Genomic DNA, 15,024 nt, shown 5'->3' on the forward strand with positions numbered 1-15,024 from the left:
ACGTTTGAATTCTCTGACGATGCGTTACCTAATTATGGTGAAGAGGAAGCGCGTCATGATGCCGATACAGAGCCCCAAGCTTTTGATGCGGATATTCCGATTGTAGATGAACGTATCATTAAAGATAACATCACCTATCAACTTGATGATGGATTGATATTTGACCTTAATAGCGCTGAAGAGACCATCAATGAAGATAACGCTAGCTTAACTGACAATAAGCCTATTAAAGCAGCAGTAGCTTCTCGTGCGGAACAACAACCTACGCAAGATCTTGAACACATCGATTCAGAAAATATAGACCAGCAAGAAGAACCTGATCTTGATGTTGGATTGGATGATTTCCCTGATGTACTGGGCGATGTGAATGCTTTTGATGTTGATATCAATGCAGAAATGAATAGTAATCTTGATTTAGCCAAAGTCTTTCTTGAAATGGGTGATGAGCGTACTGCGATTAAGTTATTAAAAACGGTGATCTCAAAAGGTGATGAAGCATTGCAGGCTGAGGCAAATAAGCTGTTATCTTCAATTTAAATAAAGTGATAAATTACATCACGAATAGGCTTTTTACTTGCTGAAACTCGCATGTTGAGGTTATTTGGGTATATACTTTGCGACCGTTTTTTAATGATGTGATAAAGAGTGATTTCAGATGCGTATTGCGTTAGGTGTTGAATACGATGGCAGCAAGTTATTCGGCTGGCAAAGACAAAAAGATGTGCCTAGTGTGCAAGAGCATTTGGAAAAAGCGCTTTCGGTTGTCGCGAACCATCCTGTAGAAGTTCAATGTGCTGGCCGTACCGATGCTGGCGTTCATGGTACAGGGCAAGTTGTCCACTTTGATACTACGGCATCAAGAAAACTGGTTGCTTGGACTATGGGGGTTAATGCCAATCTACCTAATAATATTGCGGTGAGATGGGCTCATGAAGTACCTGATGATTTTCATGCACGTTTTAGTGCTACGGCGCGTCGTTACCGCTACATTATCTTTAACAACGCCTTTCGACCTGGAATCTTTCATTCTGGAGTCAGTCATTATCACAATCCTCTAGATGCAGAAAAAATGCATCTAGCAGGACAGTTTTTGTTGGGTGAAAATGACTTTACTTCTTTTAGAGCAGTTCATTGCCAATCACTAAGCCCTTGGCGAAACGTGATGCATTTAAATGTGTCTAGAATGGGTCAATATGTGATCGTCGATATTAAAGCGAATGCTTTTGTTCACCACATGGTGCGTAATATTGTTGGTAGCTTAATAAAAGTGGGAACCGGTGATGAAAACCCTGAATGGATCGCTTGGCTACTTGAACAAAAAGATCGCAACTTAGCAGGGGCAACTGCTAAAGCAGAAGGTTTGTATCTAGTCGATGTTGACTATCCTGAAAGTTTTAATTTACCTAATGTCGCCATTGGCCCGCTATTTTTATCGGCTGACTAACTATATTGGGGGAGGTACTAAGTAACCTCATATAGATTAAGGTGGATTTTTTTCACATTATTATTACACTAGCGTTAATCAGTACTTATATATTGATATCTTTAGTGTATAAAAGCTTGAGCGCTTTAATTTTCATCAAAATAGGATGTTTATTTCAGCAGCTAAATATAGGTACAACCAGTTTTTTATCTACAGTGCGGGTATTATGTGTTTTAATCTCCTCGCATTTATTTCTCAAATTCTCATCCTTTGCATACAGCGAGGGACCTAGCTAAAAGGTCTTCCCATGAGTTGGCTTGAAAAAATTTTTACAACTACAAATATTGTTAATACACGTAAAGCGTCTATTCCTGAAGGTATCTGGACTAAATGTTCTTCTTGTGAGCAAGTATTATATCAAGCGGAAGTAGAACGTAATTTAGAAGTTTGTCCTAAGTGTGACCATCATATGCGTATGAAAGGTCGCCGTCGTTTGGAGACGTTTTTAGATCAAGGTACAACAGTTGAAATCGGCCAAGAATTTGAGCCGAAAGATAAACTGAAGTTTAAAGACTCTAAGCGTTATAAAGACCGTATCACCACTGCTCAAAAATCAAGTGGTGAAACTGAAGCATTAATTGCCATGAAAGGTGAGCTTTTAGGTATGCCTTTGGTTGCTTGTGCGTTTGAATTTTCATTTATGGGCGGTTCAATGGGCTCGGTTGTCGGTGCGCGTTTTGTTCGTGCGGTTGATGAAGCGATTGCAAATAACTGTGGCTTAGTGTGTTTTTCTGCCAGTGGTGGTGCTCGCATGCAAGAAGCATTAATGTCTTTGATGCAAATGGCAAAAACCAGCGCAGCACTTGAGCGTTTATCGCAAAAAGGCTTACCGTTTATTTCGGTAATGACTGATCCAACTTATGGCGGTGTATCGGCAAGTTTAGCAATGCTAGGTGATATTAATATCGGTGAACCAAAAGCTATTATTGGTTTTGCAGGTCGTCGTGTTATCGAGCAAACTGTGCGTGAAAACTTACCTCAAGACTTCCAAACGAGTGAGTTCTTACTCGATCATGGCGCAATTGATATGATTGTTGATCGTCGTGAAATGCGTCAGCGTATCGCAGGTCTTGTTGCTAAGATGACAAATTATCAATCGCCACTTGTAGTTTCGGTTGATGATGAGCCATCTTACGAAGTACCTGTTGTCGATAAGAAATAATCCTCATTAACGTTACTGGTTTATACCCAAGTAACGTCAAGGTGCAATTAAATGGATTGCTGCCAATAGGTTTAGTGCCAAGGCAGCAAATAAATGATACCTTATCTTTACTTAAGTGAAGATGTAATGAGTCATGCGTTTAATGAGTAAACATAATTCTCCAGAAGCCACATCACCTTTGTCGATGTGGCTTCATTATTTAGAAAATATCCACACCAGTGCTATCGATCTTGGCCTAGATCGAGTCAGTAAAGTCGCTCAATCTGCAAATTTAACCAAACCCGCTCCGAAAGTTATCACTGTCGCTGGAACCAATGGAAAAGGGTCGACTTGTGCATTGATGGAAGCGATCTTACTTGATGCAGGTTATCGTGTCGGCGTCTACAATTCTCCTCATCTCATCAATTATAATGAACGTGTACGCATTAACGGCCATGATGTGAGTGATGCTCTCTTAACCCAATCCTTTGATTTTATTGAGCGTAGCCGCAACGATATCAGCTTGAGTTTTTTTGAGTTTGGAACACTTGCCGCTTTGCGAGTTTTTCAAACTGAACAAGTTGATGTTGTCTTGCTTGAAGTGGGGCTAGGTGGTCGATTAGATGCCACTAATGTGGTTGAACATGATGTATCGGTAATCACCAGTTTAGCTATCGATCATGTTGATTGGTTAGGTAGCGATCTTAACGTTATCGGTTTTGAGAAGGCAGGTATCTTCCGTTCTGGCAAACCGGCAATTTGTGGTCAGCCAAAATCACCTCCGACTGTTGCCGCGCATGCTGATGATATTGGTGCAGAGTTTTATCAAGTTGGATTACAGTTTAACTACCAAATTACTGATGAAGCTCGTCAATTATGGCGTTGGCAATCGGGTGGTTTTGATTTAGATGAGCTGCCTATCCCATCTTTACCATTAGCCAATGCAGCGACCGCATTAATGGCGCTGAGTGCATCAGGATTAGAATTAACGGATATCAATGTCGTGAATGGATTAAAGGCTGCCCGTCTTGCTGGTCGCATGCAATTATTGTCTTCGCAGCCAACCGTTTTATTGGATGTTGCGCATAATCCGCATTCGGCGCAGTATTTAGTGGAACAGTTAGCAAAACAATATCCAGGTAAATCAGTGCGAGCAGTCGTGGCGATGCTACACGATAAAGATATTACAAGTACATTGCAGACTTTAGCACCTGTGGTAAAACATTGGTATCCGGCTTCATTGCAAGGCCCTCGTGCCGCAACCGTAGATGAACTCATTGATAATTTAGTTTGCTATGAAGGGCGTTATGAAACGCCTGAAGATGCTTTTATTCAAGCGTATGAACACGTTGCAGAAGATGAAGTATTGCTTGTAGTTGGCTCTTTCCATACGGTAGGGGAAGTTCTTAATTATTGGCAACAAAAAAATGATAAGTAAACAAATAAGAGGAAGTCAAAATGGCGAGTAAATTTCAAAGCCGTTTGATTGGTACCGTGATTCTTGTCGCGATTGGTGTCATTGTTTTGCCTGATGTTTTTGATGGGCAGAAAGAGCATTATAAAGAAGAGTTTGCGGCAATTCCGATTAAACCTACTGATGAGGTAAGTCAGGCTTCAGTGTCGCAAGATGTGAAAAAGCCGGTTGAACTAGATGTTGCTTTGCCGGAAGAGCCCGTGACGGTCACTGTCGATGAAGCACCAAAATCAGAATCAATCAAATCTGTCACCGTACAAGCGGAATCGGAAACTAAATCACAGCCGGAAGTCAAACCACAATCTAAGTCGGTAGTGACCAAACCTGCACCAGTTCGTGAGAAAAACCAATATAAGGATAGCGCATGGATCATCCAATTGGTGGCACTTAAAAACAAAGACAATGCTCAAAAGTTGGTGGTGGATCTGCAAAAGCGTGGATTCCAAGCCCACTTAAAGCCTGACGATCAGCTATCTCGAGTGATTATTGGCCCTGATGTTTCGAAAGAAAAGATGGAGCAACAAATTGATAAGCTGCAAGAAATTACAGGATTAAAAGGTCAATTGCAGACTTTTAAGCCACTTAATCAATAAGAAAACGTTTGCGTCGCGCGTTTTTCTGGTAAAATGCGCGCCAACTTAAGATGTAAATTTTATGATTTGGATAGATTTTGTCATTTTAGGGGTGATCGGCTTTTCCGCTTTGATCAGCTTAGTTCGTGGTTTTGTTAAAGAAGCGCTGTCTTTAGTAATTTGGTGTGGCGCATTTTATATCGCCACGCATTATTATCTGAAGCTTGCTGCGTACTTTACCAATATTGATAATGATATGGTTCGAAATGGAGCCGCTCTAGGGGCTTTATTTGTTGCGACACTGATTGTCGGAGCTGTAGTGAACTATGTTATTAGCCAACTTGTGGTGAAAACCGGGTTATCTGGTACCGATAGGGTATTAGGTGTGGTTTTTGGGGCACTACGTGGCGTATTGATCATTGCGGTCGTGTTATTTTTTATGGATGCGTTTACCGCGTTTCCAAATTCAGAGTGGTGGAAATCGTCGCAGTTGATCCCACAATTTAGTCGAATCATTGCCCCGTTTTTTGATCACTTAAAACAGACTTCAAGTTTTTTATCTGGCGCGCCTTTGTAACTGAACTGGAGGCGCCAGTTCTCCACCAACCGAGGGTTAAGACATGTGTGGTATTGTTGGAATCGTAGGTGTAACGCCTGTCAATCAATCGATTTATGATGCTTTAACGGTATTGCAGCATCGTGGCCAAGATGCTGCAGGTATTATTACCATAGATAGCAATCGTTTTCGTCTGCGTAAAGCCAATGGTTTAGTGAAGGATGTGTTTGAAATTAAACACATGAAACGACTACAAGGTAATGTTGGTATCGGCCATGTTCGTTACCCAACAGCAGGCAGTTCTAGTGCTTCAGAGGCTCAGCCATTTTATGTAAACTCACCTTATGGGATTACTTTAGCGCACAACGGTAATTTGACTAATGCGCACGATATTCGCCAATGGTTGTTTGAACAAGGTCGTCGTCATATTAACACCACCTCTGATTCTGAAGTATTACTCAACATTCTTGCCCAAGAAATTGACCTTTCTGAAAACTACCCACTGACTCAAGCTGATGTGTTTGGCGCTATAAAAAAAGTGCATAAGATAGTTAAAGGTGCCTATGCAGTTTCCGCGATGATTATTGGCCATGGTATGGTGGCATTCCGCGATCCGAACGGTATTCGTCCATTATGTTTAGGTAAGCGTGAAGTCGAAGGTCGTACGGAATATATGGTGGCATCGGAATCAGTCGCTTTGGATGCGGTTGGTTTTGATTTTGTACGTGATGTTGCTCCTGGTGAAGCGATTTATGCCACTTTTGATGGGCAGTTATTCAGTGAACAATGTGCAGAACAGCCAAAGTTGAACCCATGTATTTTTGAGTTTGTGTATTTTGCTCGCCCAGATTCATTTATCGATAAAATTTCGGTTTACAGTGCGCGTGTTGAAATGGGTAAAAAGCTGGGTGAAAAAATTAAGCGTGAATGGGATGATCTTGATATCGATGTTGTGATCCCAATTCCTGAAACCTCATGTGATATCGCCTTAGAAATTGCTCAGTTGATTGATAAGCCATATCGTCAAGGGTTTGTGAAAAACCGTTACGTTGGTCGTACTTTTATCATGCCAGGCCAACAACAACGTAAGAAATCAGTGCGTCGTAAACTGAATGCGATTCGTTCCGAATTTAAAGGTAAGAATGTACTGCTTGTTGATGATTCAATTGTTCGTGGTACGACTTCTGAACAAATCATCGAAATGGCTCGAGACTCTGGTGCTAAAAATGTTTATATGGTATCGGCAGCCCCTGAAGTTCGATTCCCTAATGTTTATGGTATTGACATGCCAAGCGCCAATGAGTTAATTGCGCATGGTCGTGAAACCGATGAAATTTGTAATATGATTGGCGCTGATGCTTTGATGTTCCAAGATCTTGAAGATTTAGTTGTTGCAGTTGGCCTAGGTAATCCTAGCATTACTGAGTTTGAGACATCGGTGTTTAGTGGCCAGTATGTGACAGGTGATATTGACCAAGCATACTTAGATCATATCGATTCATTACGTAATGATGATGCGAAATTAGATCGTGATATGCAAGTTGATTTAGCTAACTTAGAAATGCATAACGAAGGCGCATAAGCTTTCATTTGCTGCTGATATTAAAAAGCCAGAGTTTTAGCGAACTCTGGCTTTTTAGGATTAGTGTTATGAGTTGCAGATAATGCGGAGTTAAAGCACGTCATGTTGCGCGATAAAGTCAATTAATAAACGGACTTTTTCAGGCTGATGATTTTTGTGATTATAAAGCATGTAGATATCGCGAGAATTTGCACTCCAATCATCAAGTACACGTACTAAACGACCTTCACGTAAATAAGCTTCAATCATCACATCCGGCATTAAACTGATACCTAAGCCATGAGTACAAGCTTTACGTACGACATTTAACTCACTTGCCTCTAAGCGGCCTTTCTCATTGATGGTGACCGTTTCACCTTGTGAATTGGTCAATTGCCACTTCACCAGTGGTAGTCCTTTTAACAAAGCATGGTGGCGTAAATCATCAGCATGATGTAGATCGCCACAGTCTGCCAAGTATTTAGGGCTGGCGACGAGTACATCTTTAACTTCATTGATTTTTCGAGCAATTAAGGTTGAATCACGCTGAGGGCCAACGCGAAAAATGACATCCCATTCAGTTGGATCAAGTCGATCAGCATAGTTGGTCATTAACAATTCTATGCGAATGTCTGGGTACTTGGCCATGAACTCATTAATCATTGGCATGATAATGCGTTTGGCGGTATTGGTTGGTGCTGAAATACGTAGTTTACCTGATGCGCCTCGGCATTCATCAGAAATGGTCTCTGTGGTTTCAGTTAAGTGTTTCAGCAATGGAGAACATTCATCGTAAAATCTTTGTCCAGCTTCGGTTAAAGAGAGCTTACGAGCATTACGGTTAAGCAGGCGTAAATTTAATCCTTCTTCCAAAGCTTGGATACGACGAGTAATGGTTGCCACAGGTATAGCTGTTTTACGGGAAGTAGCAGTATAACTGCCATTATCCACAACCAGTCGGAATAAATTCAAATCATCAAGTTTCATTGTACGAGCACTTATTTATACTACGAGTAGAGGGTAGTGTAGCGGAACATTAAGTAAGATGGTTGTTTAACATCAAACATTATTGTTATTTGATATCACCATAACTTGTATTCATATCAATTTCAGTAAATTTATCTTCTTTTTTGGTTATATATTGATGGCTTGTAATTGTTTTTAAAAAGAATATATCTGAGTCATCGAAATCTTGTGAAAGTGGACCCGGGCATGGCGTTTTGGGATCAAGGCATAATATTCATTACAGTAATTTGAATTTAAAACTTTTAATAACTACCTTTTATATGGTTTTATGATATTCCCAAGTAGTTTTCACCTTGAAGTAGCTTGGGTATAAGTTACGTTGAATTATTGCACTGAGTCGTATTAAGAGGTTCCCAATATGCATAAATCTGTTTCTCAAGTGCAGAACGTAAAAATGGCACTAGATAGTGCAAAACAAACAATTATGTTGGTGGATGATGATCCTATTTTTCGCAGCATGATTGCCTCATATCTCAAAAAACTGAACTTTGAAGTCACCGAAGCGGAAGACGGGCTTGATGCACTCAGACTATTACGTCATCAAGTGCCTGATCTGATGATTTGCGACTTAAACATGCCGATCATGAGCGGTATTGAGCTGGTTGAAGAGGTCAGTTGGCAGTTTCCTATGTTGCCAATGATTGTGGTATCTGCCACAGAGGATATGAGAGATGTCGCACGTGTACTACGCTTTGGTATTAAAGACTTTCTTACCAAACCGATTACCCATTTAGACCACTTTACTTGTGCTATCAAAAGTACCTTGGAAGAGTCGCAAGCGAACCCAAGTGTTGTGCGTGATTTTTCTAGTCAATGGTTTCAGCTTGATCACTCAGGGCAAGTTGATGAAGAGAAGGAATTATATTGGCACTTAAACCACCTTAAAGATAACGTCGTTACTTCACGAGATTTACTACACGCCCTACAACCTGAGCGAGATACTCAGCAAGGGGGCTGGAAATGCAGTTACCATGTTTTACAACCATCAGAAATGATGCCACTGGTATTCGATTATGCCTGGTTGATGGATGGCCGCTTTGCTTTTTATCTTGTCGATTCATCGGATGGAAGCGAGAACGGAGTCGGAACCGCCTTGTTGATTCGAGCTTTGTTTAATGATTTTTTAAGGACCCGTAGGCGTTGTCACTCTGATTTAAAAGACTTAGCTGATACAGTAGAAAAAGGCATTAGTTGCACAAAATGTTCAGAGCCGATTAATGCATTATTTGGTATTGCCGATATGGTAGAAGGGACGATCTCTATTTTACCGGCGGGCCTGAAAAGCAATTGGTTGTTTGATCGCTCGACTCAAGCTCACTCAACTCAAGCCATTGAGAAGGGCATTAAGCTAGGTGAAGGTTGTACTAAAAACTTTGTAACCAGTCATCTACCTATGAAGAAAGGTGGTGAGTTGGTATTAAGTGAACTCGGGGTGCGTAGTTTTAAATTAACGATTAAAAATGTGACGCAATAAAGTACCGCGCTTTGATGTAAATTCTGTGAGCTACCTGACAGCTTCGTAATAACCTTTGGTTTTGTCGGTTTTTGTTTGTCCGACTTTCTCCTATATTATGCCCTCAATTTCATACGAGGGACCGAAAATGGCAGATGAAAACTTTAACGAACCATTCAATCTATTTTACCTTTTAGGTGTGATTGTTGCTTTACTTTTACCTACTCTTCCTGCAACACTTACATGGATTAATCTTTTAAGCCAAAATTAGCGCTTAACCGTCTGTTGTAAGGAACCCAAACCATCATCCGTAAAATGTTACTCAATGCCGTTGGTGGTTTATCTCTGGTACTCGGTGTGCTTGGGATCTTTCTCCCTTTACTTCCAACCACTCCATTTCTTTTACTGGCGAGCGCATGCTTTATGCGTAGTAATGAGAAATTTCATCACTGGATCCATCACCATCCGCATTTAGGTCCTATCATTGATAACTGGAATCAGCATCGAGCAGTGAGTGCTGCTATGAAAAAAAGAGGCTATGTATTACTGGTAATTAGTTTTACTTTCTCTTTTGTAATGATGCCTCAGTGGTGGCTCAAGCTAGGATTGGTATTTGGCTTCGCGATATTGTTTTTCTGCTTCCACCGTTTACCGATTCATGAACTGACTTCAAATGTTGCCGATTCTAGTGAAAATCACTAACATACTTGCCATATCCAGCAACGACTTTTTCCGCTGAAGTTATATTAATAATTACCCCAAGCTTTAGTGATGTTATTATCAAGCTAAAGTTTGCCTAAGATAAGAATTCTATAATGACTATTGATACTCAAGCGCTTATTCAAGCGAGCATTAAAACCATTCCTGACTACCCTAAAAAAGGGATTTTGTTTCGTGACGTGACAAGTTTGATGGAAGATCCGCAAGCTTATCAAGCAACGATTCAACTGCTGGTTGAAAAATATCAATCGATGGGTTTTACCAAAGTTGTTGGTACGGAGGCTCGTGGGTTTTTATTTGGTGCTCCGCTAGCGTTGGAATTGGGGCTTGGTTTTGTACCGGTTCGCAAGCCAGGTAAATTGCCTCGTGAAACCGTTTCTCAATCTTATGAATTAGAGTATGGGACGGATGTTCTTGAAATTCATACCGATGCAATTAAAGCTGGCGATAAAGTATTAGTGGTTGATGATTTGCTTGCAACGGGTGGCACTATTGAGGCGACTGTTAAGCTGATCCGTCAATTAGGTGGCGAAGTGACCGATGCGGCTTTTGTGATTAATTTGCCTGAAATCGGCGGTGAAAAAAAACTGAAAGCACTAAACTTAAATGTGTATAGCATTTGTGAGTTTGCAGGCCATTAAAATCTGTGTGGCTAGTATCTCTATAATTAATAGAGCCCCATTATTCAACAGTCGGAATGATTGAACCGGAAGATTTGATGAGTTATTTAGCGTTAGCAAGAAAATGGCGACCAACGAAGTTTGAAAATGTGGTTGGCCAAAGTCATGTAATTACCGCTTTAGAGAATGCTTTAAAGCAGAACCGATTGCATCACGCCTATTTATTCAGCGGAACTCGTGGTGTGGGTAAAACATCGATCGGCCGACTGTTTGCCAAAGGGCTGAATTGTGAAACCGGTATCACCGATAACCCATGTGGTGTGTGTGATAGCTGTATTGAAATCGATCAAGGTCGCTATGTAGACCTATTGGAAATTGATGCAGCATCTCGCACTAAGGTAGAAGATACCCGTGAGTTGCTAGATAACGTTCAATACAAACCAGCACGTGGACGCTTCAAAGTGTACCTGATAGATGAGGTACACATGTTATCTCGTCATAGCTTCAATGCATTATTAAAAACGCTGGAAGAACCACCAGAGTACGTTAAGTTTTTATTAGCTACGACTGATCCTCAAAAACTGCCAGTGACGATTCTTTCGCGTTGTTTGCAATTTCATCTAAAACCGATTAGCTCAGATCAAATTCATGAGCAATTAGATTTTGTGCTTGGTGAAGAAAGCATCACCTCAGAGCCTAGAGCATTAAGTTTGATTGCTCATGCGGCAGATGGAAGTATGCGTGATGCGTTAAGTTTGTCTGATCAAGCAATTGCTTTGGGTAATGGTCATATTGATAGTGCGACTGTTTCTAATATGCTAGGCACGTTAGATACTGAACAAGCGATCTATTTACTTGAAGCAATCAGTAGTAAGCAACCGAAAACTGCGATGAACTGCCTTGAGCAATTGGCAGAAAATGGTATTGATTGGGATGGTTTGTTCAAAGAGTTAAGTAGCCAGTTACACCGTATTGCTATGTACCAAGTGCTACCAGCAAGTTTAAATAAAGATCAACCGGATGCGGAAAGAGTTGAACTATTAAGCCAATCTTTAACGCCTCAAGATGTACAGCTTTACTACCAGATGACTTTGAAAGGTCGTCAAGATTTGCCGTTGTCTCCGAGCGAGAAAATGGCGGCAGAAATGCTAGTGTTGAGAATGCTGGCCTTCAGACCTACGCAAGCGGTATCTGGTAATACGATTGTCGCTCCAGCAGTGCAAACGAAAAGTATTCCGGTGGTTGAATCGGCACCTAGACGTGCGGGTGGTTCACAGCCATCAATGTCTCAACCAGCAGCAGCTCAGCCAGTGCGTAGTCAGCCGACATATTCGCCAACAGCGGCCCCAAGTGTTCCTGTGGAAAATCAGATGGGCAGTAGTGATTACACCGCAGCCAGCCAACAGCCTGCAGTTGAACTGTCTGGACACGAACAATCTAAATATGAACAACCAAGGCACCCGCAAACAAGACACCAACAACCAGCACTAACCAATACCGAGAAACCACAGCAAGCGTCTCAGACTCAGCAACGGCCTGCGGCACCCGCTTCACCGTTAACTGGATTGAGGCATCAGTTGCGCAGTAAACGTGAAAATTTACATACGACGCCTGCCGTTGGGAATAATCCAACAAAAAAGACTGAAGCGACGTCTGTTAAACCAGTGAAAACATCGGTACTTGATCGTATTGCAAGTAAGCATACGGCTGCCGCGGTTGAAGCTGTGCAGGGGTCGCCAATATCATCAAATGGTACGCCAATCTCTGGAGCCGCAAAACCAGAAGATGCAAATGAACCGTATCAATGGAAGCCAACTCAACCTCAATTACAGCAGCAAGAAAGCCAAGAGCTAACGCCGACGCAAATTAAGAAAGCGCTAGAGCATATTAAAACGCCAGAGATGGCAGAAAAACTACTGCGTGAAAGTATTGAGCAAAGTGAGTGGGCGGCGATCATCGATCAACTTAATACCGCGAAACTAGTGCAGCAACTCGCATTAAATTCGACCTATAGTAAAAATGAACATGTCATTACCTTAGGCTTGCGTGCTGAACAAGCGCATTTGAATACCCCAAAAGCGCAAGAAGAATTGACGGAAGTGTTATCGCAACATTTTCAGCAAACTTGTGAGTTGGTGATCCAAAACAGTGCTGATGGTATTACGCCGCTTGAACTAAGAGAAAAACTGTATCAAGAGAAGCTCAAGCAAGCATTTGAAAGCCTAGATTCAGATCCTAATATCCAATTTTTGCAAAAGCGTTTCGCAGCAGAAATCGATAAAGACAGCGTGAGGCCGATTTAGTGGCTATACCCAGTGAATTCTGCATCTTGAAGTTACTGGGTATATACCGTGTGCAATTAATTAACAAAATACATTATTAGGTAAAAGAGCGAGTTGATTTTTAATCGGTTCGACCCAATAACCTAATAATATCCACAATCATTCTATTTAGATAACAAGCGAGAATAAGCATGTTTGGTAAAGGCGGAATGGGCAACATGATGAAGCAAGCCCAGCAAATGCAAGAGCGTATGCAAAAGCTTCAAGAAGAAATCGCAAATATGGAAATCACTGGTGAATCTGGTGCTGGCCTTGTAAAAGTGACCATTACTGGTAGCCACAGCGTTCGTCGTGTTGAAATCGATGAAAGCTTGATGGAAGACGATAAAGAAATGCTAGAAGATTTGATTGCAGCTGCATTTAATGATGCTGCTCGTCGTGTCGAAGAAACACAAAAAGAAAAGATGGCTTCAGTGACTGGCGGTATGCAATTACCACCAGGTATGAAAATGCCGTTTTAATTGAACCAGTAGAGAGTCATACATGCGCACAAGCAGTATGCTGGAACAATTAATGGAGGCCTTACGTTGCTTACCTGGGGTTGGCCCCAAGTCGGCTCAGCGTATGGCCTTTCATTTATTGCAGCGTAATAGAAAGGGCGGTTTGCAATTAGCGGAAGCCTTATCTCAAGCAATGACAGAAATCGGTCACTGCGATCAATGTCGAACCTTTACCGAGCAAGATACCTGTCATGTCTGCACCAACCCTAAGCGTCAAGCGAACGGGCAGATCTGTGTAGTAGAAACGCCTGCCGATATTGCTGCCATTGAAGCAACGGGGCAGTATTCAGGTCGTTATTTTGTTTTGATGGGGCACTTATCGCCACTTGATGGCATCGGACCGAGTGATATTGGTTTAGATTTGCTCGATTATCGTTTAAGCATCGGCGATGTTGAAGAAGTGATTCTTGCAACTAACCCGACTGTAGAAGGCGAAGCTACCGCGCATTATATTGCTCAACTATGTAAAGCTCATGGCGTTAATGCCAGCCGCATTGCACATGGTGTGCCTATGGGCGGTGAGTTAGAGTTGGTCGATGGCACTACGTTATCTCATTCACTACTTGGCCGACAAAAGTTATAGATTAAATATAATACTTAAATTCGAAGCTTGATTTTAATGTTGGCGATATCAATATTTTTCGAGTTTCGAGTTTCGAGTTTCGAGTTTCGAGTTTCGAGTTTCGAGTTGTACCTAAGTTATCTTTTCTAGATCTGAAATAATAAATAAGGCTTCTTGATCAGTTTTACCACAAATAGCTTTTTCCGCTTTAAATGCATGACACACCTTTGGTCTTTCAGGTTTACCAAACAGTTTGCATAAATTATCTTCATTTAATTGAATACATCGAACACCAGCAGGCTTACCTTTCGGCATCCCAGGGATAGGTGATGATATGCTAGGTGCAATGCAGCAAGCACCACATCCAAGACGACACTCCATAAAACATATCTCTGCAGTTCAAAAATTGGTCGCAGATAATAGCAAAATACCCATACAGAAAATAGCATAACTTGAATTCTGCCGATGATCGGCGTATAAAACGCAGCCTAGATCCTATACAAGTTTAAGCAGGCATATTATGACAGATCCATTTTGGCAAACTAAGTCACTACAACAAATGAGTGAGCAAGAGTGGGAATCACTATGTGATGGTTGCGGTAAGTGTTGCTTGCATAAGTTGATGGATGAAGACAGTGATGAAGTATACTACACCAACGTTGCTTGTAGCTGGCTCAATAGCAAAACTTGCGGCTGTAAAGATTACCCAAATCGTTTTGAGTCTGGTGAAGAGTGTTTGAAGTTGACTCGTGACAAAATAGATGAATTTAATTGGTTACCAGAAACCTGTTCATATCGCTTACTTGCAGAAAATAAACCTCTGCCTGAGTGGCATCCGCTTATTACTGGATCGAAATCTGCCATGCATGCAGCAGGTGAAAGTGTACGTAATAAAGTGGTTTATGAAATTGATGTGGTGGACTGGGAGGACCACATTCAAAACTTACCTGATAGACTAAAGCCTCATAATTAACTTTCAAAGTTGAGAATGCTGTATATACTGATTGTATGTAC

General features: G+C 41.4%; 17 protein-coding genes. 15 read left to right on the forward strand and 2 right to left on the reverse strand.

Features of this window, described 5'->3' with window-relative positions:
• The 7 genes from ACN0T8_RS13210 to purF form a co-directional block, all read left to right on the forward strand.
• A partial coding sequence (locus ACN0T8_RS13210) for a FimV/HubP family polar landmark protein (protein WP_417881089.1) occupies positions 1–537 on the forward strand: 537 nt, incomplete at its 5' end.
• Between the two features lie 118 nt (positions 538–655).
• Positions 656–1,444, forward strand: a complete 789-nt coding sequence (gene truA, locus ACN0T8_RS13215) for a tRNA pseudouridine(38-40) synthase TruA (protein WP_417881090.1) — start codon at positions 656–658, stop codon at positions 1,442–1,444.
• A gap of 286 nt (positions 1,445–1,730) precedes the next feature.
• Complete coding sequence (accD, locus tag ACN0T8_RS13220; RefSeq protein ID WP_417881091.1) at positions 1,731–2,645, forward strand: acetyl-CoA carboxylase, carboxyltransferase subunit beta; 915 nt, start codon at positions 1,731–1,733, stop codon at positions 2,643–2,645.
• 142 nt (positions 2,646–2,787) lie between these two features.
• Complete coding sequence (gene folC, locus ACN0T8_RS13225; protein ID WP_417881092.1) at positions 2,788–4,062, forward strand: bifunctional tetrahydrofolate synthase/dihydrofolate synthase; 1,275 nt, start codon at positions 2,788–2,790, stop codon at positions 4,060–4,062.
• Between the two features lie 20 nt (positions 4,063–4,082).
• Positions 4,083–4,691: an SPOR domain-containing protein gene (locus ACN0T8_RS13230; protein WP_417881093.1), complete on the forward strand. Its 609-nt coding sequence runs from the start codon at positions 4,083–4,085 to the stop codon at positions 4,689–4,691.
• 61 nt (positions 4,692–4,752) lie between these two features.
• Complete coding sequence (locus tag ACN0T8_RS13235) at positions 4,753–5,247, forward strand: CvpA family protein (protein WP_417881094.1); 495 nt, start codon at positions 4,753–4,755, stop codon at positions 5,245–5,247.
• A 43-nt stretch (positions 5,248–5,290) separates the two neighbouring features.
• Positions 5,291–6,808 (forward strand): amidophosphoribosyltransferase, encoded by a 1,518-nt coding sequence (purF, locus tag ACN0T8_RS13240; protein ID WP_417881095.1) that lies wholly within the window; start codon positions 5,291–5,293, stop codon positions 6,806–6,808.
• A gap of 90 nt (positions 6,809–6,898) precedes the next feature.
• Here the strand turns inward: purF and ACN0T8_RS13245 are convergent, their stop codons facing one another.
• Complete coding sequence (locus ACN0T8_RS13245; RefSeq protein ID WP_417881096.1) at positions 6,899–7,774, reverse strand: LysR family transcriptional regulator; 876 nt, start codon at positions 7,772–7,774, stop codon at positions 6,899–6,901.
• A 397-nt stretch (positions 7,775–8,171) separates the two neighbouring features.
• On the opposite strand from ACN0T8_RS13245, the gene ACN0T8_RS13250 reads away from it, so the two are divergent.
• The 7 genes from ACN0T8_RS13250 to recR all read left to right on the forward strand — a co-directional run bounded on the left by ACN0T8_RS13250 (position 8,172) and on the right by recR (position 14,031).
• On the forward strand, positions 8,172–9,287 hold the full coding sequence (locus ACN0T8_RS13250) for a response regulator (protein WP_417881097.1): 1,116 nt from the start codon (positions 8,172–8,174) through the stop codon (positions 9,285–9,287).
• 127 nt (positions 9,288–9,414) lie between these two features.
• On the forward strand, positions 9,415–9,537 hold the full coding sequence (locus ACN0T8_RS13255; RefSeq protein WP_417881098.1) for a hypothetical protein: 123 nt from the start codon (positions 9,415–9,417) through the stop codon (positions 9,535–9,537).
• A gap of 44 nt (positions 9,538–9,581) precedes the next feature.
• Positions 9,582–9,968 (forward strand): DUF454 family protein, encoded by a 387-nt coding sequence (locus tag ACN0T8_RS13260; RefSeq protein WP_417881099.1) that lies wholly within the window; start codon positions 9,582–9,584, stop codon positions 9,966–9,968.
• A gap of 113 nt (positions 9,969–10,081) precedes the next feature.
• Positions 10,082–10,627, forward strand: coding sequence for an adenine phosphoribosyltransferase (gene apt, locus ACN0T8_RS13265; RefSeq protein ID WP_417881100.1), 546 nt, complete (start codon positions 10,082–10,084; stop codon positions 10,625–10,627).
• Positions 10,628–10,704: 77 nt separating this feature from the next.
• Positions 10,705–12,909, forward strand: a complete 2,205-nt coding sequence (gene dnaX, locus ACN0T8_RS13270) for a DNA polymerase III subunit gamma/tau (protein ID WP_417881106.1) — start codon at positions 10,705–10,707, stop codon at positions 12,907–12,909.
• A 170-nt stretch (positions 12,910–13,079) separates the two neighbouring features.
• Positions 13,080–13,409 (forward strand): YbaB/EbfC family nucleoid-associated protein, encoded by a 330-nt coding sequence (locus ACN0T8_RS13275; protein ID WP_027697389.1) that lies wholly within the window; start codon positions 13,080–13,082, stop codon positions 13,407–13,409.
• A gap of 22 nt (positions 13,410–13,431) precedes the next feature.
• A complete protein-coding gene (gene recR / locus ACN0T8_RS13280; protein WP_089122602.1) occupies positions 13,432–14,031 on the forward strand; it encodes a recombination mediator RecR in 600 nt (199 codons plus the stop codon).
• 111 nt (positions 14,032–14,142) lie between these two features.
• On the opposite strand, the gene ACN0T8_RS13285 is transcribed toward recR, so the two are convergent.
• Complete coding sequence (locus tag ACN0T8_RS13285) at positions 14,143–14,391, reverse strand: YkgJ family cysteine cluster protein (protein WP_089122603.1); 249 nt, start codon at positions 14,389–14,391, stop codon at positions 14,143–14,145.
• Positions 14,392–14,530: 139 nt separating this feature from the next.
• On the opposite strand from ACN0T8_RS13285, the gene ACN0T8_RS13290 reads away from it, so the two are divergent.
• Positions 14,531–14,983 carry a YcgN family cysteine cluster protein gene (locus ACN0T8_RS13290; RefSeq protein WP_417881101.1) on the forward strand — a complete coding sequence of 151 codons (453 nt, stop codon included), beginning with the start codon at positions 14,531–14,533 and terminating at the stop codon, positions 14,981–14,983.
• The last annotated feature ends 41 nt before the right edge of the window (positions 14,984–15,024 follow it).

Origin of the sequence: Vibrio sp. (assembly GCF_048266485.1) — a bacterium.
Lineage (GTDB): Bacteria > Pseudomonadota > Gammaproteobacteria > Enterobacterales > Vibrionaceae > Vibrio.

What these genes read in the sequence shown, in the direction of transcription:
- accD (WP_417881091.1), top strand. Translation starts at nt 1,731, where the DNA reads ATGAGTTGGCTTGAAAAAATTTTTACAACTACAAATATTGTTAATACA.
- ACN0T8_RS13250 (WP_417881097.1), top strand. Translation starts at nt 8,172, where the DNA reads ATGCATAAATCTGTTTCTCAAGTGCAGAACGTAAAAATGGCACTAGAT.
- ACN0T8_RS13245 (WP_417881096.1), bottom strand. Translation starts at nt 7,774, where the DNA reads ATGAAACTTGATGATTTGAATTTATTCCGACTGGTTGTGGATAATGGC.
- ACN0T8_RS13290 (WP_417881101.1), top strand. Translation starts at nt 14,531, where the DNA reads ATGACAGATCCATTTTGGCAAACTAAGTCACTACAACAAATGAGTGAG.
- dnaX (WP_417881106.1), top strand. Translation starts at nt 10,705, where the DNA reads ATGAGTTATTTAGCGTTAGCAAGAAAATGGCGACCAACGAAGTTTGAA.
- ACN0T8_RS13235 (WP_417881094.1), top strand. Translation starts at nt 4,753, where the DNA reads ATGATTTGGATAGATTTTGTCATTTTAGGGGTGATCGGCTTTTCCGCT.
- recR (WP_089122602.1), top strand. Translation starts at nt 13,432, where the DNA reads ATGCGCACAAGCAGTATGCTGGAACAATTAATGGAGGCCTTACGTTGC.
- ACN0T8_RS13260 (WP_417881099.1), top strand. Translation starts at nt 9,582, where the DNA reads ATGTTACTCAATGCCGTTGGTGGTTTATCTCTGGTACTCGGTGTGCTT.
- apt (WP_417881100.1), top strand. Translation starts at nt 10,082, where the DNA reads ATGACTATTGATACTCAAGCGCTTATTCAAGCGAGCATTAAAACCATT.
- purF (WP_417881095.1), top strand. Translation starts at nt 5,291, where the DNA reads ATGTGTGGTATTGTTGGAATCGTAGGTGTAACGCCTGTCAATCAATCG.
- ACN0T8_RS13230 (WP_417881093.1), top strand. Translation starts at nt 4,083, where the DNA reads ATGGCGAGTAAATTTCAAAGCCGTTTGATTGGTACCGTGATTCTTGTC.
- ACN0T8_RS13275 (WP_027697389.1), top strand. Translation starts at nt 13,080, where the DNA reads ATGTTTGGTAAAGGCGGAATGGGCAACATGATGAAGCAAGCCCAGCAA.
- folC (WP_417881092.1), top strand. Translation starts at nt 2,788, where the DNA reads ATGAGTAAACATAATTCTCCAGAAGCCACATCACCTTTGTCGATGTGG.
- ACN0T8_RS13285 (WP_089122603.1), bottom strand. Translation starts at nt 14,391, where the DNA reads ATGGAGTGTCGTCTTGGATGTGGTGCTTGCTGCATTGCACCTAGCATA.
- truA (WP_417881090.1), top strand. Translation starts at nt 656, where the DNA reads ATGCGTATTGCGTTAGGTGTTGAATACGATGGCAGCAAGTTATTCGGC.
- ACN0T8_RS13255 (WP_417881098.1), top strand. Translation starts at nt 9,415, where the DNA reads ATGGCAGATGAAAACTTTAACGAACCATTCAATCTATTTTACCTTTTA.